The organism is Micromonospora sp. NPDC048930 (assembly GCF_043197935.1).
GTDB lineage: Bacteria > Actinomycetota > Actinomycetes > Mycobacteriales > Micromonosporaceae > Micromonospora.
The window spans coordinates 89953-112444 of sequence record NZ_JBICUB010000005.1; the positions used below are offsets into that span (position 1 = coordinate 89953).

The window sequence follows — 22492 nt, forward strand, 5'->3', positions numbered from 1 at the left end:
GGGGGTCAGTGCGGCCGGGCGCTCCCGGGCGGGCGGCCGTCGTCGGGGGTGAGCAGGGTGGCGAGCTGGCGCTTCCAGGTGTGCAGCAGCGCGGTACGCCGGGCCGAGTCGTCGCTGAGCAGGTTGGCCACGCCGAGGCCGCGGAGCAGGTCGAGGGTGGCCTGGACCGCCTCGCGTACGCCGGGCCGGCGCTCGTCCACGCCGAGCAGCTCGACGGTCAGCCGGTGCATCTCGCGGCCGATCCGAGCCTCCAGCGGCACCAGGGCGTCGCGCAGTTCGGCGTCGGTGCGGGCGGCCACCCACAGCTCCAGCGCGGCGACGAAGAGCGGCCCGGTGAAGGCGGCGGCGAGGAGATCGAGCACCCGGTCCAGCCGGCGGGGGCCGGCCGGCACGGCGGCCGCCTCGGTGCGAAGCTCCACGGCCCGGCGCTCGGTCAGGTGGGTGACGGCGGCGGTGACCAGGGCGGCCTTGGTCGGGTAGTGGTGCAGCTGGGCACCCCGCGAGACGCCGGCCCGGGCGGCGACGACCGTGGTGGTGGTGCCCGACCAGCCGCGCTCGACCAGGCACTCGACGGTCGCCTCCAGCAGCCTGGCCTGGGTGGCGCGGCTGCGTTCCTGCTGAGGGACGCGGGTCGATGCGACGGGCACGGGGACAGCGTGCCGCCACCGAAACAAACAGTCAAGACTGACTTTTTTCTGCGCCGACCGCAGCGGCCGTGACCGACCCGGGCCCTCCGTCGGGGGACGTTCTCTGTGCGAGCCCCTTTGGAGCTGATATCACCAACGACTCACGATCTTGCGCCGCCGCCGGGTCACCCGGTCCCGAGCCGCCTGGAGAGCGCTGCCCTGCGCCGATCGGCGGGCCGGGCGATGTCACGAACGACTCAGCTCCAAAGCGGATCTGACCCCTACCCGCCGTCACCCACCAGACGTGGCTGGGTGCCGCGGTCGGGCGGGGGGCGTGCGGCCGGAGGTGGTCAGCGGCCGTCGCGGGGTCCGAAGACGGCGAGGGCGTCGGCGTCACTGTGGCGGGAACGCAGGTACTCGTCGGCCCAGTCGGCGGCGTCCGGGAAGCCCGACTCGGCGGCCACCCGGGCGCAGGCGGCGTCCACGTCGTACCGGGTCCGGCGCAGTTGCACGCCCGGGCCGAGCAGCGCCCACCAGGCCCCGGCCCCGCCGTACGGCATGCCGACGCTGCCCGGGTTGACCACCAGGCGGCGGTCGACGAGCCGGGTGAACGGCATGTGGGTGTGCCCGCAGACCACGGTGCCCACCTCCGCCGGCAGGCCGGCGAAGACCTCGGCCCAGCGGTCGAGCCGCGAGTCGACCAGGACGACCTCCTCGTCGTCGCGGGGCGTCGCGTGGCAGAAGAGCACCTCGCCGAGGCCGGCGACGGGCAGCGTGACGGTCGGTGGCAGCGCGGCCAGCCGGGCGGCCTGGTCCTCCCGGAGCTGGGCGGCGGCCCAGTTCGACACCTCGATCGGCGCCGGGCGTCCGGCCCGTGCCTCGACCAGCTCCCGGTCGGCGTTGCCCCCGACCCAGCAGGCCCGGTCGCCGAGGGCGGCGAGCAGGTCCAGCACCTCGACCGGCTGCGGGCCGGCCGCGATGTCCCCGGTGAGCACGATCAGGTCGGCGGTGGCCACGTCCGGCTCGGCCAGGACGGCCTCCACCGCCGGCAGCACGCCGTGGATGTCGGAGAGGACGGCGACACGTTCGAACACCGCCCCACCGTGGCCCCGGCCCGCCGTGATGTCCAGGGATTCTGCGCCGGGCAGACGGCGCGCGGAATTGTCACCGCCGCCTACCGTGGGCGCCGGCGCCCGGGGCGGCGCGTCGGCCCGGGCGTGGGAGGCGGCGGTGGCGAGGCGGAAGGCACGACGCTGGCGAAAGGCGCGACCGGGGACGGCACCGGGGACGTCGCTGCCCGGTCCGGTCCAGCGCGAACCGCGGAGCCGCTGGCGGCCCGGCTACTGGCTGCGGCACCCGGCTCTCTCCGCGTTCCTGGTCGCCTGCGGGGTGCTCGCCGTCATCAACTGCGGGGCCGGCGCGCTGGTCGACGGGCAGCACCTGCGGGAGCGGGGCGAGACGACCAGCGCCGTCGTCGAAGAGGCCCGCAAGCAGCGGCGGGGGGTCTGGATCACGGTCCGGTTCACCACGGCCCGCGGTGAGGTGGTTAGCGCCAGGCTGGTCGAAACACCGGAGGACCTGCCGTCCCCCGGCGACCGGCTCACCGTCGTCCACGACCCGGAGGAGCCCGAGTACGCGTACCTGTCGGGCTACGAACCCTCGGTGTTCGGTCCCGTCCTGTTCATCGCCCTCGGGGCGGTGTCCGGGGTGCTGTACGGGTGGTACCTGCGGCGGACCTGGTCGCACTGGCGCGACCAGGCCGAGAACTGGCGGCACCGCCGGCCGGTCCCCCGGCTGGGCGACCGGCAGAACCCGTGGCCGCGCCGGCGACCGCGGGCCTGACCGCGGACGGGAACCGGCCCGGACCGCGCGAGGGCGGGCCGGGCCGGGCAGTGCGTGACGGAGGTGTCAGACCCGCGCGCGGCGGGCCAGGCGCTCCGGGTCCAGGATGATGATGCTCTTGCCGTCCAGCCGGAGCCAGCCGCGTGAGGCGAAGTCGGCCAGGGCCTTGTTGACGGTCTCCCGGGAGGCGCCGACCAGCTGGGCGATCTCCTCCTGGGTCAGGTCGTGGGTCACCCGCAGCACGCCGCCGTCGCGGGTGCCGAACCGGCCGGCCATCTGGAGCAGGTTCTTGGCGACCCGACCGGGCACGTCGGTGAAGATCAGGTCGGCCAGCGAGTCGTTCGTCCGGCGCAGGCGGCGGGCGAGCACCCGCAGCAGCTGCTCGGCGATCTCGGGCCGGTTGTTCAGCCAGGGCCGCAGCGCCTGCTTGCGCAGCCGGACCAGGCGGGTGTCGGTCACCGCGGTGGCCGTCGCCGTACGCGGGCCGGGGTCGAAGAGCGACAGCTCGCCGACCATGTCCGACGGGCCCATCACGGCGATCAGGTTCTGCCGGCCGTCCGCCGCGCGGCGCCCCACCTTGATCTTGCCGGACAGGAGGATGTAGAGACTGTCGCCGGGCTCGCCCTCGTTGAACACGACCTCGCCCTTACGGACCTCGATCGTCTCCATCTCCTTGGCGAGCGCCTCGGCAGCCTCCGGGTCGACACCCTGGAAGATCCCGCTGCGGGCCAGTACCTCGTCCATCGCGCACCTCCGCCTGCGCGTGCCGTCCGTCGGCCGGGTCCGCCGTCCGCTGATCCCTCGCGCGCCGCCAGTCTAGGCGCACCTGAGCAGGAATCAGAGGTGCACCCCTGGAATCTTGATCCTTGGGCGTAACCCACCCGACCCGGTCAACGACTAGGATCCCGGCCCCGAGCCGGGTGGCCGCCGCCCCCTTCCCACCCTGATCGTAGGGTCGGCGGCGTGCTGAGCGAGCCGTTCCTGACCACCCGCCCCGAAGCCGGGTCGGACATCCCGCTGCTGGTCTGGCGTGCCGAGGAGCCGCTGCTGGCGGTCGGCAGCGCCCCGCTGGGCGGCGGAATCGGCGTGCGGCGGTGGGTGGTCAACGCGACCGTGCCCATGTCGTACGACCGGGACGACCCGGCCGACCACCTGGCCGAACTGGCCGACGGCCTGGGCCTGGACGGACCCGGGGTGGGCCTGCTGACCGGGGTCGACGTGGCTGAGGTGGTGGCCCGCGCCGACACCGGCGTCCGGGTCTGGGCGACGGTCGGGCTGGGCACCCCGGTCTGGGCCGCCGCCCCCGCGCCGGCCGCCCCGGCCCAGCGCGTCGGCACGGTCAACATCGTCGGGTACGTCCCGGTACGGCTCAGCGAGGCGGCCCTGGTCAACGCGGTGGCCACGGTCACCGAGGCGAAGGCCCAGGCGATCTGGGAGCTGGGGCTGGCCGCCACCGGCACCCCGACCGACGCGGTCACCCTGCTCTGCCCGGCCGACGGCCAACCGGCCCCGTACGGCGGCCCCCGCTCGACCTGGGGTGCCCCGCTGGCCCGGGCGGTGCACGCGGCCGTGCTGGCCGGCGGCGCCGGCACCGTCGTCCCCTGGTCCGACCGGCGGGCGGGCTGAGCCGACCACCCGCGAGCCGCCCGTTTTCCGACCGATCGGACGTCGTCGGGCGCGTTCCCGCGCGGTAGCGTCGCGATCGATGTATGCTCCCGCGTTTTCCGTGTCCCGCCGCTCGTGGCGTCGACCGGCGGCCGTCCTCGGCGCGCTGCTCGCCGCCGTGCTCGTCGCCGGCTGCGCCCCCCAGGCCGACGACCCGCCGACCTGGCAGCCGGGCGCGGCGGCGAGCGGCGCTCCGGTCGAGGGCGACCAGCCGGCCCAGCCGGTGGACGAGTCGGAGCAGGCGATCTCGCTGGCCGCCACCGGGGACGTGATCATGGGCAACGCCCCGTCCCGGCTGCCGGCGGACGACGGCGCGGGCTTCTTCGACGACGTCAAGGCCGCGCTCAAGGCCGACCTGGTGATGGGCAACCTGGAGGAGCCGCTCACCGAGGACACCGGCACCGGCAAGTGCGGGCCGAGCCCGAAGAACTGCTACCAGTTCCGGGCCCCGCCGGAGTACGCGGCGCACCTCAAGGACGCCGGGTTCGAGCTGCTCAACCAGGCCAACAACCACGGCTACGACTACGGCCCGCGGGGGTACGAGAACACCCAGCGCGCGCTGGAGGAGCACGGCCTCCAGCACACCGGTGCCCCGGACCAGATCACCGTGGTCGAGGTCGAGGGCGTGAAGGTGGCGGTGGCCGGCTTCTCGTCGTACGTCTGGTCCAACAGCCTGGTCGACATCGAGTCGGCCAAGAAGGTGGTGGCGAAGGCGGCCACCATGGCCGACCTGGTCGTCGTGCAGGTGCACATGGGCGCCGAGGGCGCGGACAAGAGCCGGGTGCGGCCGGGCACCGAGCTGTTCTTCGGCGAGAACCGGGGCGACCCGATCAAGTTCTCGCACGCCGTGATCGACGCCGGGGCCGACCTGGTCGTCGGGCACGGCCCGCACGTGCTGCGCGGCATGGAGTTCTACAAGGGGCGGCTGATCGCGTACAGCCTGGGCAACTTCGCCGGGGGCGGGAAGTCGCTGAACAGCTCCGGCCGGCTCGGCTGGGGCGGGGTGCTCAAGGTCTCGCTCAAGGCGGACGGCAGCTTCGTCGACGGCACCTTCACCTCCACCCGGATGAACGGGGTCGGCCGGCCGTCGATCGACCGGGAGCGCCAGGGCCTCGGCCTGGTCCGCGAGGTCACCCGGGCCGACTTCCCGAAGTCCGGGGCCCGGCTCGACCAGGCCGGGCGGATCAGCGCGCCGTCCGGCACCGGCGCCTGAGGCGGCCCGGCCGGCGCGTGGACCCGCCGACACGTCGGCCGCGCGACGTAGGCTGGCCGGCGTGACCACGCGTACCCCCGAGACCGACCTCGGTCGCACCCGCCGCGCCCGGCGGATCGGCCGGGTGCTGACCGAGACGCACCCCGACGCGCACTGTGAACTCGACCACTCCAACGCGCTGGAGCTGGCGGTCGCCACCATCCTGTCCGCGCAGTGCACCGACAAGAAGGTCAACGAGGTCACCCCGAAGCTCTTCGCCCGCTACCGCACCGCAGCCGACTACGCCGGGGCGGACCGCGCCGAGCTGGAGGAGCTGATCCGGCCGACCGGGTTCTACCGCAACAAGACCAGCTCCCTGATCAACCTCGGTCGCGAGCTGTGCGAGCGGTACGACGGCGAGGTCCCCGGGAAGCTGGCCGACCTGGTCACCCTCCCCGGCATCGGCCGCAAGACCGCCAACGTGATCCTCGGCAACGCCTTCGGGGTCCCCGGCATCACGGTCGACACCCACTTCCAGCGGCTGGTGCAGCGCTGGCGGCTGACCGGCGAGACCGACCCGGTCAAGATCGAGCACGCCATCGGCGCGCTGTACCCGAAGCGCGACTGGACGATGCTGTCGCACCGGATCATCTTCCACGGGCGGCGGGTCTGCCACGCCCGCAAGCCGGCCTGCGGCGCGTGCACGCTGGCGAAGCTCTGCCCGGCGTACGGCACCGGACCGACCGACCCGGTGGCGGCGGCCAAGCTGCTCAAGGGCCCCCGCGCCCGGGACCTCGCGGCCGCCGTCGGCCTCGACCCGGACCTGGTCCCGCAGCAGGCGGCAGCGGCGGACGTGCCGTGAAGCGCCGACTCGCGTACCTGCTCGCGCCGGCGCTGCTGGCCCTCGCCGGGTGCACCGGCACGGGCCAGGAGCCGGCCGGTCCGGCCCCGGCGACCCGGGCCGAGCGCCCGTCGCCCTTCGCCGACTGCGCCTCGCTGACCGCCGCGCCGGCCTCGGCGCCCGCCACGCCGCCCGGCACCCCGGGCGATCCGCTGCCCGAGCTGACCCTCTCCTGCTTCACCGGTGGCAACCCGGTCGCGCTGAGTCACGTCAAGGGTCCGGCGGTGATCAACGTGTGGGCGTCCTGGTGCCCGCCCTGCCGCAAGGAGCTGCCCGCCTTCCAGCGGCTCAGCGAGCGGTCCGCCGGGCGGTTCCAGGTGATCGGGGTGAACAGCCGGGACAGCCGGGGCGGCGCGCAGTCCATCGGCGAGGACTTCGGCGTCCGCTTCCCCATGCTGGTCGACCAGGGGGACGCCTTCGAGCGGGCGCTCGGCCGGAACGCCTTCCCGCTGACCGTCTTCGTCGGCGCGGACGGCCGGATCCGGCACACCGACTCGACCGGCGCGCTCGACGACGCCCGCCTGGCCGAGCTGGTCCGCCAGCACCTCGGCGTGGCGGTGGTGGCCGCATGAGCGTCGACCGGCAGCCACCGACCTGGCTGGACCCGTTGCTCGGCCGCCTCGGCAGCGCCCGGGCCGAGGACTTCACCCGGCTCACCACGCCGGAGAGCGGGGGGCGGGAGAGCGCGGTGCTGGTGCTGCTCGGCGAGGAGCCGGCGGCTGGCCCGGACGTGCTGGTCCTGCAGCGCGCCGCCACCCTGCGCAACCACGCCGGGCAGCCGGCCTTCCCCGGCGGCGCGGCCGACCCGGAGGACGCCGACGCCAGCGCCACCGCGCTGCGCGAGGCGAACGAGGAGGTCGGGCTCGACCCGGGCAGCGTCACCGTGCTGGCCGAGCTGCCGAAGCTGTGGATCCCGGTCAGCGACTTCGTGGTCACCCCGGTGCTCGCCTGGTGGCACGCCCCGCACCCGGTGCACCCGCGGGAGCCGGCCGAGGTGGCGCACGTGGCCCGGCTGCCCGTCGCCGAGCTGGTCGACCCGGAGAACCGGATGCGGGTGCGCCACCCGAGCGGCTGGATCGGCCCGGCCTTCTCGGTACGCGGCATGCTCGTCTGGGGCTTCACCGCCGGGGTGCTGAACACGCTTCTCGAGATGGGTGGCTGGGCGCGCCCCTGGCCGCGCTCCCGGGTGGTGGAGCTGCCGCCCACCGGCGCCACCCCGGCGCCCTCGGCCGGCACCGACGCGGTCGACGAGACCCCGGTCCGCTGAGCGGGGGCGGGCGGGCCGCCGCGTACCTGGGCGTCACGTTCAGCGAGCGCTCAGCCGCTATCGCGCCGGCTGCCCGTACCCTGGACGGGTGTCCGTCGTCGATCTCGTACTGCTGCTGCTCATGCTCGTGTTCGCGATCAGCGGATACCGTCAGGGCTTCGCCATCGGGGCGCTGTCCCTCTCCGGGTTCTTCCTGGGCGCGCTCCTCGGCCTCCAGGTCGGCCCGCTGGTGGCCCGGCAGTTCACCGACAGCGGGATCCGCGTCCTGGTCTCCCTGGTCGCGATCTTCGGGCTGGCCGTGCTGGGGCAGGCGCTCGCCGGGTGGCTGGGCTCGCACCTGCGCAAGACGATCACCAACGAGCTGGCCAAGCGGCTCGACGACATCGGCGGGGCGCTGGTCTCGGTCCTCGCGGTGATGCTGGTGGCCTGGCTGGTCGCGGTGCCGCTGGGCTCGTCGGCGGTGCCCTGGGTGGCCTCCTCGGTCCGCAACAGCGCGCTGCTGACCGTGATCGACCGGCTCCTGCCGGACAAGGCGCAGGAACTCTCCACCGCGCTGCGGGACACCGTCGACACCAACGGCTTCCCGGACGTCTTCGGCGACCTCGCCCCGACCCGCGCCCGCCAGGTCTCCCCGCCCGACCCGGCGCTGGCCGGCTCGCAGGTGGTGCAGACCAGCCAGCGGTCGGTGGTGAAGGTGCTGGGCTCGGCGCCGAGCTGCGCCCGCCGCATCGAGGGCTCCGGCTTCGTGTACGCGGACGACCGGGTGATGACCAACGCGCACGTGGTGGCCGGCACCCGTTCAGTGGCGGTGGAGCTGCGCGGCGAGCGGTACGACGGCGAGGTGGTCGTCTACGACCCGGAGCGGGACCTGGCCGTGCTGCACGTGCCTGGGCTGCCCGGCCCGTCCCTGCGCTTCGCCGCCGGGCAGGCCGGTAGCGGGGCGGACGCCATCGTGCTGGGCTTCCCTCTCGACGGCCCGTACGACGCCCGCCCCGCCCGGATCCGGGACGTCGACCGGATCACCGGCCCGGACATCTACTCCTCGGGCGACGTCACCCGGGAGATCTACACGATCCGGGCGCTGGTCCGCAGCGGCAACTCGGGCGGCCCGCTGGTCTCCTCGAACGGGCTGGTGCTCGGGGTGATCTTCGCGGCGGCGGCGGACGACCCGAACACCGGCTTCGCGGTGACCGCCGCCGAGGCCCGGCCGGTCGCGCTGGCCGGCGCGGAGCGTACCCGGGGGGTCGGCACCGGCGACTGCACCTGAGCCGGGCGACGGCGCCGGACCGCGACGGACCCCGTCCTTCGGCGGGCGTCAGCCGGCGGACGCGCCCGCCCGGGCCACGTCGTCGCCCGCCCGGCTGACCGGCAGCCGGGTCCGCCCCCAGGTGAGCGTGCGGTCGAGCACGACGCGGGCCATGATCGCCACGCAGGTGCCGCCGTTGAGGAAGGACGCCACCACGTCACTCGGGTGGTGCATGCCCCGGTACATCCGGGTGGCGGCCACCCCGAGCGGCACCAGGACCAGCAGCGCCCACCAGGTGAGCCGGGCCGGGGTGCGCTTCGTCCGCAGCGCCAGCAGCACCGCGATGCCGACGTAGAGCGCGGTCGCGGCGGAGGTGTGCCCGGACGGGAAGCTGGAGGTCGGCGGTGAGGCGTCCATGTGCTCGACGGCCGGGCGGTGCCGGTCGATCACCATCGTGGTGAAGAGGAAGACCAGTGCCTGCGCGCTCACCGCCGCGCAGAGGAAGAGCGGCTCCCGCCAGCGGTGCAGCACCAGCCGCAGCACCAGCGCGACCAGCACGGTCACCACCACGATCAGCTGGGTGCTGGCCAGCGTGCTGAACACCAGCGACACGTTGTTCCACCCCGGCGTCCGGTCGGCCGCCAGCTCGCGGTTGACCGCGTCCTCCACCGTGAACGGCCAGGCCCGCGCGAGCACCCGGGTGACCAGGAAACCCAGCGCCACCATGACCGAGAAGAGCACGGCCACCGGCAGCAGGATCCGCCTGGCAACCTGGAGCACGACATCGGACATGGGCCGCCCTTTACCCCGGCCGGTGTCGAACTACGCGTGCGGGTCCGGCTCGGCCAGCTCCGGCTCCACACCCTCCCGGACGGTACGCACCGGCCGTTGACCGGTCCGGGTCCGCCAGGTGGTGAAGGCGGCGGTCGTGGCGGCGACCACCGCGGCGCCGAGCAGCCAGCCGCCGACCACGTCGCTGGTCCAGTGCACGCCCAGCGCGATCCGGCTGAGCCCGGTGACCACGGCGATCAGCACCGCCCCGGTCCAGAGCGCCCAGCGCAGCCCGCGCCGGTTCCGGGCGTACGGCAGGAAGACCAGCAGCAGCACCCCGGCGGCCAGGGTGGCGTTCAGCGCGTGCCCGGACGGGAACGAGTACCCGGCCGCCCGGGCCACCGGTTCGAGCAGGTCGGGGCGGTGCCGCCCGACCAGCAGCTTGAGCAGGCCACCCAGCAGACCGCCGACGGTCATCGTGGTGACCACCCAGACCGCCAGCCGCGGCGCCCGGCGGTACAGCAACCAGGCCGCCACCAGTGCGGCGGCCACCCGCAGCGGGTTGGGAGCGAACACGTCGGTCCAGAGACTCATCGCCCGCACCCAGGCCGGGTGGGCCAGCGCGTACCGGTGGAGCGTGTCGGTGATCGTGGCGTCGAGCCGGAACAGCGGCGGCCACGAGCCCAGCACCAGGAGCGCCAGCAGGGCGAACGGCACCAGCACCAGGAACGCCGCGACGGCCGCCAGGGTGAGGCGCAGGCCCAGCGAACGGTCCGGATCCAGGCGGTCCGCCCGCCACGACCGGTTACCCCTGGACACCCGACCGTCCACACCCCGCACGTTCATACGCTGACCACTACCCCGCCGGGCGGCCGGTCAGACCGGCGGGGTCAACGGCGGGCCTGGCGGAACCGGCGGACCGCCAGCGCCGCCCCGGTGACCAGGGCGACGAAGAGGGCCAGCCCGGTCCAGAGCCGCTCGGGGGCCGGGCCGGCGGCCTGCCCGGCCGCCCGCGCCGACCACTTGGTCTGCTGCCGGGGCGCGGCGTAGAACGGGTCGCCGCCCTGCCCGGCGGCGGCCCGGGTGTCGTGCCCGGAGCCGGGCGCCGGGCCGAAGCCGACCACCCCGGGGGAGGCGTTGTCGTCGAGCGGGTTGCCGCCGACCGACGGCACGTCGGTGGTCAGCGCGGCCACCGGGTCCACCAGCCCGTACCCGAACCGGTCGTCGCGGCCGGTGGGACCGAGGTCCCGAGCCGTGGTGATCATCCGGTTGACGACGTCGCCGGCGGACATCTGCGGGTACCGGGACCGGATGAGCGCCGCCGTCGCCGCGACCAGCGGCGACGCGAAGCTGGTCCCCTGCACCCGCCAGTACCCGTCGGGTCGGGCGCCGTGGAGCCCGGTCGCCGGCGCGGTCAGCACCGTCTCGTGGCCGGTGATCGAGCCGGACCACAGGTCCTTGCCGTTGCGCTCCAGCCCGGCGACGGCGATCACGCCGGGCTCGCGGGCCGGGTACCAGACCTTGGGGCTCTTCGAAGTGGCCAGGTTGCCGGTGCAGGCGACCACCACGACGTCCCGGGCGAAGGCGTAGTCGAGGGCGGCGGCCAGGGCGGCGCTGTCCCCGCCGCCGCCGAGGGACAGGTTGATCACGCGGGCGCCGTTGTCGACCGCCCAGCGCACCCCCTTGGCGACGATCAGCGCGTCGTCGTACCGGTTCTCGTCGTCGAGCACCCGGACCGGAAGGATCTTGGCGCCGGGGGCGAGGCCGACCACGCCACGATCGTCGTCGTTCCGGCCGGCGATCAGGCCGGCGACCGTGGTGCCGTGCCCCACCGGGTCCGGGCCCTCGGCGCCGCCGGGGGAGACCAGGTCGATGCCGGGGAGCACCTGGCCGGCCAGGTCCGGGTGGGAACCGTCCACCCCGGAGTCGACCACCGCGACCACCACGCCGCGCCCGGTCGACGTCCGCCAGGCGGTCCTCGCGTTCAACTCGTCGAGCTGCCACTGGTCCTCGCGGACCGGGTCGGCCCGGACCGGGGACGCCACCGGCGCCACCCAGCCCGGCTCCCGGGCCACGGTGGCGGCGTGCGCGGGGGGTGCCCACGGACCGGCGGTGGCGGCCACGGTGGCCGCCACCCCGAGCAGCGCCCGCCCGACGACGCGTCGGGCCGTCGACGCCCCCTGATCCCTGGTCACATTCCCCAGCCATTCATCGCGACAAGACCATGCTGCTCGGAGATTACCGGGTTTCCCTTACGTCACGGTGCAACTCGGAGACACCCCTCACCCCGCGGGGAGGTGGGCCAGTTGCACCAACCGGACCCCCTCGCGCCGGGTGACCAGCCGGCCACGGCCCGGGGGCAGCGGCCCCGCCTTCACCTGCCCGACGAGCGGCCCCTCCTCGCCGCCGCCGGACATCACCAGGCCGGGCGTGGAGAGCTCCCGCAGCCGCTGGATGATCGGCTCGAACGAGGTCCGCCCGGAACCGGCGGCGCGGCGGGCCAGCACCAGGTGCAGGCCGACATCCCGGGCGTGCGGCAGGTGCTCCTCCAGCGCGCGCAGCGGATTGGTCGGCCCGCCGGCCACCAGGTCGTAGTCGTCCACCAGCACGAACAGCTCCGGCCCGGTCCACCACGACCGGCTGCGCAGCTCGGCCGGGGTGACCTCCGGCCCGGGCAGCCGCCCCTGGAGGTAGCTCGCCGCCGACTCGATCAGCTCGGCCGTGTGCGGCGCGGCCGTGCCGTACCCGATCAGGTGCGGCGTCTCGATCGTGCCCATCAGGCTGCGCCGGTAGTCCACCAGCATCACCCGGGCCTGCTCCGGACTGAACCGGTCGACGATCGAGGTGGCCAGCGCCCGCAGGAAGGACGACTTGCCGCACTCGGCGTCGCCGAAGACCACGAAGTTGGGCTCCACCGCGAAGTCCAGCACCACCGGGCGCAGGTCCGCCTCGGCCACCCCGATCGCGAAGGCCAGCCCGCTGGTCGCGCTCTGGTCCAGTTCGGCGTACGGCAGCACGGGCGGGAGCAGTCGTACCGGGGGCGCGGGCGGGCCGGACCAGGCCCCGGCCACCGCCTTGACCAGGTCGGTCGTCTCGCTGCCCAGCCCGGCGACCGTGGGGGTGGCGGCGAGGAAGTGCAGCCCTGCGGCGGTGATGCCACGGCCCGGTCGCTCCTCCGGCACGGCCGCCGCGAACGGCCGCTTGCTCACCACCGTGTCGGCCGGGTCGCCGAGGCGCAGCTCCACCCGGGAGCCGAAGAGGTCGCGGATCGCCGGGCGGAAGTCCGACCAGCGCAGCGCGGTGGCCACCACGTGCACCCCGTACGCCAGACCCCGGGTGGCCAGCTCGGTGACCAGGGGTTCCAGGTCCTCGTAGTCGCTCCGCAGGGTGTTCCAGCCGTCGACCACCAGGAACACGTCGCCGAACGGGTCGGTGCCCGGGTGGCCACCGGCCAGCGCGGCGGCCCGCCGCCGGCGCCACGCGGCCATCGACTCCACGCCCGCCTCGGCGAAGCGCCGTTCCCGCTGGGCGAGCAGCCCCGCGATCTCCCCGACGGTCCGGCGTACGGCGGTGTCGTCGGTGCGCCCGGCGACCCCGCCGACGTGCGGCAGGTCGCGCAGCACGCCGAGCGTCCCGCCGCCAAAGTCGAGGCAGTAGACCTGCGCCTCGGCCGGGGTGTGGGTGAGCGCCAGCGCGCAGACCAGCGTGCGCAGCAGGGTGGACCGCCCGCTGCGGGTGGTCCCGACCACCGCCACGTGACCCGCCGCCCCGTCCAGGGTCAGCCAGAACAGGTCCCGGCGCTGCTCCAGCGGCTTGTCCACCACCGCCACCGGCACCTGGAGGGCGCCGTGCAGCTCGGGGTTCGCGACGGTGAGCCCGCGCGCCGGGTCGGCGCCCACCGGGCCGAGCAGCTCGTCGAGGGAGGGCGAGGAGTCCAGCGGCGGCAGCCAGACCTGGTGCGCCGGCGGGCCCTGCCCGGCCAGCCGGGCCACCATCAGGTCGAGCAGGCTCTCGCTGGTGGCCTCCGTGGCCGGGAGCGCGGCCGGGGTGGGCGGCTCGGGCACCGGCACCAGGTGGGTGGAGAAGGGACGCAGCCGCGCGGCGCCGCCACCGGCCGCACCCGCCGTCCCGCCCGGGCGCCGGACCGGGCCGGAGACGTACGCGGCCTTGAACCGGACCAGCGGGTCGGTGCCCGAGCGCAGGTAGCCGTGCCCGGGGGTGCGGGGCAGCTCGTGCGCGTCCGGCACCCCGAGCACCGTCCGGGACTCCAGCGCCGAGAAGGTCCGCAGCCCGATCCGGTACGACAGGTGCGTGTCCAGCCCGCGCAGCCGCCCCTCCTCCAGTCGTTGCGAGGCGAGCAGCAGGTGGACGCCGAGCGACCGGCCCAACCGGCCGATCTGGACGAAGAGGTCGATGAAGTCCGGCTTGGCGGAGAGCAGCTCGGAGAACTCATCGCAGATGAGCAGCAGCGACGGCAGCGGGGCGAGCGGGCTGCCGGCCGCCCGCGCGCGCTCGTAGTCGCGCAGGCTGGCGAAGTTGCCGGCCCGCCGGAGCAGTTCCTGCCGGCGGGTCAGCTCGCCGTTGATGGCGTCGACCATCCGGTCGACCAGGGGCAGTGCGTCGGCCAGGTTGGTGATCACCGCGGCGGTGTGCGGCAGCCGGTCGAACGGCGCGAAGGTGGCCCCGCCCTTGAAGTCGACCAGCACGAAGTTGAGCTGTTCCGAGCTGTGCGTGGCGGCCAGCCCCAGCACCAGGGTGCGGAGCAGCTCCGACTTGCCGGAGCCGGTCGCGCCGATGAGCAGGCCGTGCGGGCCCATGCCGTCCTGCGCCGACTCCTTGAGGTCCAGCTCGATCGCGCCGCCGTCGGCACCCACCCCGATCGGCACCCGCAGCCGGTCCCGCGCCGCCCGGGGCGCCCAGCCCTGCTCGGCGGTGAAGTTCTGCGGGTCGCCGATGCCGAGCAGCTCGGGCAGGCCCGGCTCGGCGCCGGGCGGGGCGTCCGGCCCGCGTACCGTGCCGGCGAGCCGCAGCGGGGCGAGCCGGCGGGCGACGGCCTCGGCGTCGGCGGGTTCCAGCGCGTCGGCGCTGCCCACCTCGGCGTGCCCCTCTGCGGAGTGCGAGTGCAGGCGGCCGTCGGTCAGGTCGAGCAGGAGGGTGTACCGGTCGAGCAGGCGGGGCGGCGGGGTGTCCAGGTCGAGCACGGTGACCGCGTCGATCCCGCCGTCTCCGGCCAGGTCGGTCGCCCCGGTCAGGTCGCCCCCGTCGAGCAGCACCACCACGTGCGGGCCGTCGGTCGCCGGGCCGGCCGGGCTGAACCGGGACCGGCTGGCCAGTACGTCGTCGAGGAGCCGTTCCAGCTCGGCGGCGGAGCTGGTGACCAGCCGGACCGGGCCGAGCGCGTCGGTGCGGCTCGGGTGGTGGGCGTGCGGCAGCCACTTCACCCACTCCCAGACCGCCCGCCGCTCCGGCCCGGCGCAGACCGCGATGAGCAGCTCTTCGGGGGCGTGGAAGACGGCGAGCTGGGCGAGCACGGCCCGGGCCAGCCCCTGCGCGGCCGGGGAGCCGGCGCCGCGCGCGCCGACGGCCCCAGCGACGGCTTCAGCGACGGCTTCAGGTCGCGGCGCGGCGTCAGACGCGCCGAGCTGGAGTTGTCGAGGGCCGCGGACGAAGACCCGGGCGAAGCTGCGCAGCGAGAGCGCCACCGGCAGGTCCGGCACCACCGAGTACGCGTCGAGGAAGCGGCGCAGCGCCCCGGCGGTCATCGGCTCCAGTTCCTCCAGCGGCCGGGTGACCGGCGGGATCAGCGGGGTGGCCAGGGTCTGCGGGCCGACCCCCACCCGGACGACGGCGAAATCCGGGTCGCCCGGCCGGCGCTCCCAGACCCGGTGGCTGTCCACCGTCGACCAGAGCCGGCCCGGGTCGGGGTGCCGGTAGTAGAGCCCGGCCCGTTGCGCCGCGGCGGTCTCCCGGACCCGGCGGCGCAGCGCGGCCAGGTGGCGCAGGTACTCCCGGCGGGCGGCCATCATCTCCGACTTGCGCGGGGTGCCGGAGGCGCTGCCCCAGGAGGTCACCAGCATCGCCACCGAGGAGAGGCCGAACATGCCGCCCACCACGTACGAGTAGGCCCCGCCGCCCCGGCCGAACATCATCGCCATCGCCACCGTGCCACCCAGCATGGGCAGCACCATCAGCGCCTGCTGCCAGCGCCCGCCGGCCAGCACCGGGATCTCCGGCGGCGCCTCGACGGGCAGCTCGCCGGCCGGGATCTCCGGCGCCGGGCGGCGTGGCGGCCGCTTGATGACGACAGTGGACACTCAACCCTCCCGTGGCTCTCGGTGACCCGAGCCTGGCTCATCGTAGGTAAAGTCCTGTCATCCGTCAGTCACCCGTCCCGCTCGATATGGAGAAACATCGATGACAACCGGGCTGGCCCGGGTCACGATCAGCGCCCCCCAGCGGCGGGTGGACGTGGCCCTGCCGGAACAGGTTCCCCTGGCCGAGCTGCTGCCCGAGGTGCTCCGGCACGCCGGGGAGGGGTTGGCCGACGACGGGGAACGGCACGGCGGCTGGGTGCTGCGGCGCACCGACGGAGCCGTGCTGGCCACCGCACAGGCGCTGCTCCCCCAGGGGGTACGCGACGGCGAGGTGCTGCACCTCGTACCGGCCCGGGCCGAGTGGCCCGAGCTGGAGTACGACGACGTGGTCGAGGCGATCGCCGACGGGGCCCGCCGGCGGGGCGCCGCCTGGTCACCGGCGGCCACCCGGGCGGCCACCCTGGTCGGCGCGGGCGTGCCGCTGGCCGTCGGGCTGGTCGCCGTACTGGCCGCCGGGCCCGGGCCGCGCGCCGGCTGGCCCGTCGCGGTCGCGGTGGCGCTGCTGCTGGTGCTCGCCGGCACCGCCGCCTCCAGGGCGTACGGCGACGGCCCGGCCGGCACCACCCTCGGCGGGTACGCCCTGCCCTGGGCCGCCGCGGCCGGCGCCCTGGCGGTCGGCTCCGGCGACCCGGTCGGCCCGTTCGGGCCGCTGCCCTGGGTCGGTGCCCCCGAACTGCTGGCCGGCTCGGTGGCCCTGCTGCTGGTGTCGGTGCTCGGCCTGCTCGGCGTGGCCAGCCGCGGCCGGGTCTTCGTGGCCGGCGTGACCGTCGGCGCGGCCGGCGCGTCCGCCGCCCTCGGCGGGCTGCTGCTCGACCCGGCCGGCACCGCGGCCGTGCTGCTCTGCGTGCTGGTGTTCGCGCTCGGCGGGCTGCCGCTGCTGGCCATCCGGCTCGGCAAGGTGCCGCTGCCGCCGATCACCCTGCCCGCCGCCGGCCCCACGGGCGGCCCGGACGGCGTGCGGGACCTGCCCGACAAGGGGCGGGTGCACGCGGCGGTGGCCCGCACCGAGGAGGTGCTGACCGGCCTGCTGCTCGGGCACGCCGGACTGGCGGTGGCCGCCACGGCGGTGCTGGCCACCACCGGCGGGCTGGCCGGCCGGCTGTTGGCGGCGGTCGGCTGCGCGGTGCTGCTGCTGCGCTCCCGGCTCTTCGTGGCGGTCCGCCACCGGGTCCCCCCGGTGGTCGCCGGCCTGACCGGGTACGCCCTGCTCGGCGTGCTCCTCGCCGGGCACGCCGGCCCGACCGGCCGGCTCGTGCTGGCCGCCGGCGGGCTCCTGCTGGCCGTGGCCGCCGTGGTGGCCGGTGCCACGTACGCCCGGCGACCGGTCTCCCCGTACCTCGGCCGGCTGGCCGACCTGACCGACACCGCGCTGGTGGTCTCCGTGGTTCCGGTGGCCTGCGCGGTGCTGGACCTCTACGACCGGGCCCGGGGTCTGCTCGGCTGATGCGCGCGGGCCCGGGCTGCTCGGCTGAGCGGCCCGGGCCCGTCTACGCAGGTCAGGTCAGTGCAGCGTCTCGCCGCGCTCCTCGGCCTCCTTGGCCCGCTGGAACGAGGCGACGATCTCGGCCTCGGCCTCGGTACGGCCCACCCAGGTAGCGCCCTCGACCGACTTCCCCGGCTCGAGGTCCTTGTACACCTCGAAGAAGTGCTGGATCTCCAGCCGGTCGAACTCGCCCAGGTGGTGGATGTCCCGCAGGTGCTCCTGGCGCGGGTCCTCGTACGGCACGCAGAGGACCTTGTCGTCGCCGCCCTTCTCGTCGGTCATCCGGAACATGCCGATCGTGCGGCAGCGGATCAGGCAACCGGGGAAGGTGGGCTCGGGGACCAGCACCAGGGCGTCCAGCGGGTCGCCGTCCTCGCCCAGGGTGCCCTCGATGAAGCCGTAGTCGGCCGGGTACTGCGTGGAGGTGAAGAGGGTGCGGTCCAGCCGGATCCGGCCGGTCGCGTGGTCCACCTCGTACTTGTTCCGGTGACCCTTCGGGATCTCAACCGTGACGTCGAAATCCATCTTCCACGCTCCCTCGTTTGCCCACGCTGGCTAACGGAAACCAGTGGCGCCGCCCTCCGCGCGGGTGAACGACCCCCGCCGGCTCCGGCCGCCGCATAGTGTTCGGACCGAAGTAGTGTCACCCAAGGTGCTTTTGAGCGGGGGAGGAGGGGGTCGTGGGGAGGGAAGATTCACACTACCGCCCCGAGGGGGTTGACGGGCGGAACTCCGGAGGTTCCGCTTCCGGCGGTGCCACCGGCCGGGTCCGGATCCCCGGAGCCAACCCGGGTGGCGGCCACGGGCCCGCCGCCGGGTCCGCTCCGGTCGGCCGCGCCGACCCCTCGGCGTACGGCCCCGGGCCGACCGGCCGCGCCGACCCGTCCGGATACGGCTCCGGGGCGGTCGGCCGTGCCGCCCCCTCGGCGTACGGCCAAGAGCCGGCCGGTCGCGCCACCCCTTCCGCGTACGGCCCTGGGCCCATCGGCCGCGCCGACCCGTCCACCTACGGTGGCGGCCACGCCGGGCGCGCCCAGCCCTCGGGCTACGGCGCCGACCCCGCCGGGCGGGCCGACCCGGGGTATCCCGCCGGTCCGGTCGCCCCGGTGAGCTGGCCGGGGCAGGACGCGCCCGGTGGGATCCCGGTGAGCCCGCCCGTCCCGTCGGCCGGTGCCGCGCCGCCCCCGCCGCCCCCGCCGCCCGCGCCCGCCCGCCGGTCCCGGTCCCGGCTGCTGGCGGTGCTGGCCGCCGTGCTGGTGATCGCCGTGGCCGCCGTCGGGTTGGCCGTGTTCCGTCCGGGACCGCTGGCCGACTGGCTGGGCGGCGGGGACGGCGCGCCGACCGCCGGCGCCCGGACGCCCGACCTCGCCCCGCAGCCGGTGCTCGCCGGCGCCGACCCCAACGCCCCGGCGCCGACCCCCGACGGGGTACGCGCCGCGCTCGAACCCCTGGTCGGCGCCGCCGCGCTCGGCGAGCGGGTGAACATCTCGGTGGAGGATGTGGCCACCGGCCAGGCGCTCTACGGCCGTGGGCAGGACACCCCCACCGTCCCCGCCTCGGTGACCAAGCTGGCCACCGGGGTCGCGGTGCTGGCCGCCCGGGGCCCCGGGTACCGGATCCCCACCCGGGCGGTGGCCGGCGCGAACCCCGGCGAGGTGGTCCTGGTCGGCGGCGGCGACCCGACCCTGGCGGTGGACAAGAACGGCTTCTACCCGGGTGCGGCCCGGCTGGACGACCTCGCCGCCCAGGTGCGCACGGCGCTCGGCGGCACCGCGCCGACGAAGGTCATCGTCGACTCGTCCCTGTTCAGCGGCCCGGTGTACGGCCCCGGCTGGGACGCCGACATCCCCACCGGCGGCTTCGGCGCGGCGATCGCCGCGCTGACCACCGACGGCGCCCGGCGGGATCCGGAGGAGGCCCGGAAGACCTTCGACGACACCCACGGCGCCGCCGAGCGGGTACCCCAGCCGGACCTGACCGCCGGCCGGTCCTTCGCGAAGCTGCTCGGGCTCTCCGGCGACGCCGCCGAGGTGAAGCGGGGCAGTGCGCCCGCCGCCGCCGGCGGGGCGGCGCCCGCACCCGGGACCGAGCTGGGCAAGGTCGAGTCGCTGCCGATGGTCCGCCTGGTCGACATCATGATCAGCGACAGTGACAACGTGATCGCCGAGTACATGGCCCGGCAGGTGGCGCTCGCCAAGGGCAAGCCCGCCTCCTTCGACGGCGGCGCGGCGGCCACCGACCAGGTGCTCGGCGAGCTGGGGTTGCCGGCCGACGAGATCAGCCTCGCTGACGGCAGTGGGCTGTCCCGGACCAACCGGATCAGCCCGTCCCTGCTCACCGACCTGATCACGCTCGCCGGCAACGGCAGCCACCCCGAGCTGGCGGCGATCTTCGGCGGCCTGCCGGTCGGCGGCTGGTCCGGCACCCTGGGGGACCGCTACCAGGAGTCGGTCACCGAGGCCGGGGCCGGCGTGGTCCGGGCCAAGACCGGGACGCTGACCGGGGTCAACGCCATCGCCGGCCTGGTCACCACGGCCGACGGCCGGCTGCTGACCTTCGCCGTGCTGACCGACCGGGCCCCGGCGGGCACCCTCGACGAGACCCGGGAGGCGCTCGACCGGATCAGCTCCGCGCTGGCCCGCTGCGGTTGCCGCTGAGCGGCTGCGACGGCCGTCGATCGCCGGTTGGGGTGTCGCGGCGCGGGTACGGTGGGTTCATGGCGCAGTTCGTGGACTGGGATCTGGCCGCCGCCACCGCGGGGGCGTTGGGCAAGTCGGGCCCCCGGGTGTCGTACGCCGAGGCCACCGACGTGGTCACCGAGCTGCGACGGCTGACCGAGGAGGCGGCCGGACACGTCGTCGACTACACCGGGCTGCGGTCCCAGGTCAGCCACCCGCCGGTGCGGGTGGTGGACCGGCGGGACTGGGCGGCGGCGAACATCGCCGGGCTGCGTGAGGTGATCAGCCCGTTGGTGAGCCGCCTCTCCGGCGACAAGCGTCCCGGGCCGCTGACCGAGGCGGTCGGGTCCCGGCTCACCGGGGTGCAGGCGGGCACCGTGCTGGCCTACCTCTCCGGCCGGGTCCTCGGCCAGTACGAGGTCTTCGCCGGCGACCCCGGCCAACTGCTGCTGGTCGCGCCGAACATCGTCGAGGTGGAGCGGAAGCTGGGCGCCGATCCCCGGGACTTCCGGCTCTGGGTCTGCCTGCACGAGGTGACCCATCGGACGCAGTTCACCGCCGTGCCGTGGATGCGCGCGTACTTCCTCAGCGAGGTGCAGGCGTTCGTGGACGCGGCGCAGGCCGGCGAGCACCTGCTCGAACGGCTGCGGCGGGGGGTGGCCACCCTGTCCGACGCGGTGAAGGACCCGGAGAGCCGGGCCAGCGTGCTGGACATCGTGCAGACCCCGGCGCAGCGGGCCGTGCTCGACCGGCTCACCGCGCTGATGACGCTGCTGGAGGGGCACGCCGAGTTCGTCATGGACGGCGTCGGGCCGCAGGTGATCCCGAGCGTGGAGTCGATCCGGGCGTCGTTCAACCGCCGCCGCGAGTCCGGCAACGCGCTGGAGAAGGCGATCCGCCGGCTGCTCGGCATCGAGGTCAAGATGCGGCAGTACGCCGAGGGCCGCAAGTTCGTGCACGGCGTGGTCGACCGGGTCGGCATGGCCGGCTTCAACAAGATCTTCGCCTCGCCGCTGACCCTGCCGCGGCTGGAGGAACTGGGCGACCCGGACGCCTGGGTGGCCCGCGTGCACGGGCCGACCGGGGCCACCCCGGCCGCCGGCTGAGCCGTACGCCGGTGAGCGCGAGGAGTGAGCCGGGTTTGCGAGCCCCGCAGTCGCGAACGAAGACCGGTGCCGTGAGCGCGAGGAGTGAGCCGGGTTTGCGAGCCCCGCAGTCGCGAACGAAGACCGGAGCCGTGCCCGCGCTCGCCCCGCCGGTCGCCGCCGTCCGGGTGGCGGTACGCCGGGCGCTGACCGGCCTGTCCGGGGCCGGCCCGGTGCTGGTGGCCTGCTCCGGCGGTGCCGACTCGCTGGCGCTGGCCGCCGCCACCGCCTTCGTGGCGCCCCGGCTCGGCCGGCGCGCCGGCCTGGTGACCGTCGACCACGGCCTGCAACCCGGCTCCGCCGAGCGGGCCGAGGCGGTCGCCGGCTGGGCCCGCGAGCTGGGGTTCGACCCGGTCGAGGCGGTGCCGGTACGGGTCGCCGGGCGGCCCGGCGGGCCGGAGGCAGCCGCCCGGGAGGCCCGGTACGAGGCGCTGGTCGGCGCCGCCCGCCGGCACGATGCCGCCGCCGTGCTGCTCGGCCATACCCGGGACGACCAGGCCGAGACGGTGCTGCTCGCGCTGGCCCGCGGCGCCGGCCCGCGTGGCCTGGCCGGCATGCCGGAGCGCCGCGAACTGGCCGGGGTGCCGCTGCTGCGCCCGCTGCTCGACGTGGCCCGGGAGGACACCCGCAAGGCGTGCGCCGCGCTCGGCCTCACTCCCTGGGACGACCCGCACAACGCCGACCCGGCGTACGCCCGGTCCCGGGTCCGGGCCGACCTGCTCCCGGCGCTGATGGACGCGTTGGGCCCGGGGGTGGTGGACAACCTGGCCCGGACCGCCCGCCTGCTCGCCGCCGACACCGCCGCCCTCGACGACCTGGCCGCCGCCGCACTCGCCGCCGCGCCTCGGCCGGTGGAACCCGGCGCGAGGACAGCCGGAGGACCCGGTCCGGTGTCAGCCGGCCCGGAGGCTGGTCCGGACGCCGGAGGGGAGGCGGGCGTCCGGCCGGTGCGGGCCGCCGGGGGCGGACTCTCGGTGGACGCCCTGGCCGCGCTGCCGGCGGCCGTGCGCACCCGGGTGCTGCACGCCTGGGCGCGGGAGTTGGGCGCCCCGCCCGCGGCGCTGTCGCACCGGCACGTCGCCGCCCTGGACGCCCTGGTCACCGCCTGGCACGGCCAGGGCCCCGTCCACCTCCCCGGCGGCATCCCGGTCGCCCGCCGCGAGGGCCGCCTGACCCCCTGACCGGCTCGGGACCCGCCGCCCCGCGACCTGATCGACTCGCGATGCGGAGAGCCGGGGCCCCACGTGATCGACTCGCGACGCGGCGAACCGGGGCACCCGGCGCGAAGGAAGCCCCGAAGTG

19 protein-coding genes are annotated in these 22492 nt (G+C 75.7%); 11 read left to right on the forward strand and 8 right to left on the reverse strand.

The window, feature by feature from the left end; translation table 11 throughout:
- Positions 1-5 precede the first annotated feature (5 nt).
- Both ACGFI9_RS15090 and ACGFI9_RS15095 read right to left on the reverse strand, forming a co-directional pair.
- Entirely contained in the window at positions 6-647 is a 642-nt protein-coding gene (locus tag ACGFI9_RS15090; protein ID WP_393178553.1) for a TetR/AcrR family transcriptional regulator, read from the reverse strand.
- A gap of 329 nt (positions 648-976) precedes the next feature.
- Positions 977-1720, reverse strand: a complete 744-nt coding sequence (locus ACGFI9_RS15095) for a metallophosphoesterase family protein (RefSeq protein WP_393178554.1) — start codon at positions 1718-1720, stop codon at positions 977-979.
- A 136-nt stretch (positions 1721-1856) separates the two neighbouring features.
- On the opposite strand from ACGFI9_RS15095, the gene ACGFI9_RS15100 reads away from it, so the two are divergent.
- Complete coding sequence (locus ACGFI9_RS15100; protein ID WP_393178555.1) at positions 1857-2468, forward strand: DUF3592 domain-containing protein; 612 nt, start codon at positions 1857-1859, stop codon at positions 2466-2468.
- A 66-nt stretch (positions 2469-2534) separates the two neighbouring features.
- Here the strand turns inward: ACGFI9_RS15100 and ACGFI9_RS15105 are convergent, their stop codons facing one another.
- Positions 2535-3212: a Crp/Fnr family transcriptional regulator gene (locus ACGFI9_RS15105; RefSeq protein WP_007073398.1), complete on the reverse strand. Its 678-nt coding sequence runs from the start codon at positions 3210-3212 to the stop codon at positions 2535-2537.
- A 219-nt stretch (positions 3213-3431) separates the two neighbouring features.
- Between ACGFI9_RS15105 and ACGFI9_RS15110 the strand changes: the two genes are divergently transcribed.
- The 6 genes from ACGFI9_RS15110 to ACGFI9_RS15135 all read left to right on the forward strand — a co-directional run bounded on the left by ACGFI9_RS15110 (position 3432) and on the right by ACGFI9_RS15135 (position 8760).
- On the forward strand, positions 3432-4094 hold the full coding sequence (locus ACGFI9_RS15110) for an adenosylcobinamide amidohydrolase (RefSeq protein ID WP_393178556.1): 663 nt from the start codon (positions 3432-3434) through the stop codon (positions 4092-4094).
- 79 nt (positions 4095-4173) lie between these two features.
- Positions 4174-5346 carry a CapA family protein gene (locus ACGFI9_RS15115; RefSeq protein WP_393178557.1) on the forward strand — a complete coding sequence of 391 codons (1173 nt, stop codon included), beginning with the start codon at positions 4174-4176 and terminating at the stop codon, positions 5344-5346.
- Between the two features lie 61 nt (positions 5347-5407).
- Positions 5408-6187, forward strand: a complete 780-nt coding sequence (gene nth, locus ACGFI9_RS15120; protein ID WP_393178558.1) for an endonuclease III — start codon at positions 5408-5410, stop codon at positions 6185-6187.
- Positions 6184-6798, forward strand: coding sequence for a TlpA family protein disulfide reductase (locus ACGFI9_RS15125; RefSeq protein ID WP_393178559.1), 615 nt, complete (start codon positions 6184-6186; stop codon positions 6796-6798). Before nth ends, ACGFI9_RS15125 begins: the two co-directional genes overlap by 4 nt.
- Positions 6795-7493, forward strand: coding sequence for an NUDIX hydrolase (locus ACGFI9_RS15130; protein WP_393178560.1), 699 nt, complete (start codon positions 6795-6797; stop codon positions 7491-7493). Before ACGFI9_RS15125 ends, ACGFI9_RS15130 begins: the two co-directional genes overlap by 4 nt.
- A gap of 88 nt (positions 7494-7581) precedes the next feature.
- Positions 7582-8760: a MarP family serine protease gene (locus tag ACGFI9_RS15135; RefSeq protein ID WP_393178561.1), complete on the forward strand. Its 1179-nt coding sequence runs from the start codon at positions 7582-7584 to the stop codon at positions 8758-8760.
- 48 nt (positions 8761-8808) lie between these two features.
- On the opposite strand, the gene ACGFI9_RS15140 is transcribed toward ACGFI9_RS15135, so the two are convergent.
- From ACGFI9_RS15140 to eccCa, 4 genes are all read right to left on the reverse strand, one after another.
- Positions 8809-9531 (reverse strand): phosphatase PAP2 family protein, encoded by a 723-nt coding sequence (locus ACGFI9_RS15140; protein WP_393178562.1) that lies wholly within the window; start codon positions 9529-9531, stop codon positions 8809-8811.
- A 30-nt stretch (positions 9532-9561) separates the two neighbouring features.
- Positions 9562-10356 carry a phosphatase PAP2 family protein gene (locus ACGFI9_RS15145; RefSeq protein WP_393178563.1) on the reverse strand — a complete coding sequence of 265 codons (795 nt, stop codon included), beginning with the start codon at positions 10354-10356 and terminating at the stop codon, positions 9562-9564.
- Between the two features lie 44 nt (positions 10357-10400).
- Positions 10401-11714, reverse strand: coding sequence for a type VII secretion-associated serine protease mycosin (gene mycP / locus ACGFI9_RS15150; protein WP_393178892.1), 1314 nt, complete (start codon positions 11712-11714; stop codon positions 10401-10403).
- A 78-nt stretch (positions 11715-11792) separates the two neighbouring features.
- Complete coding sequence (eccCa, locus tag ACGFI9_RS15155; RefSeq protein ID WP_393178564.1) at positions 11793-15824, reverse strand: type VII secretion protein EccCa; 4032 nt, start codon at positions 15822-15824, stop codon at positions 11793-11795.
- A 100-nt stretch (positions 15825-15924) separates the two neighbouring features.
- Here eccCa and eccD point away from each other — a divergent pair, with 100 nt between their 5' ends.
- The gene (eccD, locus tag ACGFI9_RS15160; RefSeq protein ID WP_393178565.1) at positions 15925-17328 is read left to right on the forward strand and encodes a type VII secretion integral membrane protein EccD; all 1404 of its coding nucleotides are present in this window, start codon (positions 15925-15927) and stop codon (positions 17326-17328) included.
- A 57-nt stretch (positions 17329-17385) separates the two neighbouring features.
- Here the strand turns inward: eccD and ACGFI9_RS15165 are convergent, their stop codons facing one another.
- Entirely contained in the window at positions 17386-17892 is a 507-nt protein-coding gene (locus ACGFI9_RS15165; RefSeq protein ID WP_393178566.1) for an inorganic diphosphatase, read from the reverse strand.
- Between the two features lie 620 nt (positions 17893-18512).
- Here ACGFI9_RS15165 and dacB point away from each other — a divergent pair.
- From dacB to tilS, 3 genes are all read left to right on the forward strand, one after another.
- Positions 18513-20024, forward strand: a complete 1512-nt coding sequence (gene dacB, locus ACGFI9_RS15170; RefSeq protein ID WP_393178893.1) for a D-alanyl-D-alanine carboxypeptidase/D-alanyl-D-alanine-endopeptidase — start codon at positions 18513-18515, stop codon at positions 20022-20024.
- A 59-nt stretch (positions 20025-20083) separates the two neighbouring features.
- Entirely contained in the window at positions 20084-21151 is a 1068-nt protein-coding gene (locus tag ACGFI9_RS15175; protein WP_393178567.1) for a zinc-dependent metalloprotease, read from the forward strand.
- A 131-nt stretch (positions 21152-21282) separates the two neighbouring features.
- Positions 21283-22371 (forward strand): tRNA lysidine(34) synthetase TilS, encoded by a 1089-nt coding sequence (tilS, locus tag ACGFI9_RS15180; protein WP_393178568.1) that lies wholly within the window; start codon positions 21283-21285, stop codon positions 22369-22371.
- Positions 22372-22492: the final 121 nt, after the last annotated feature.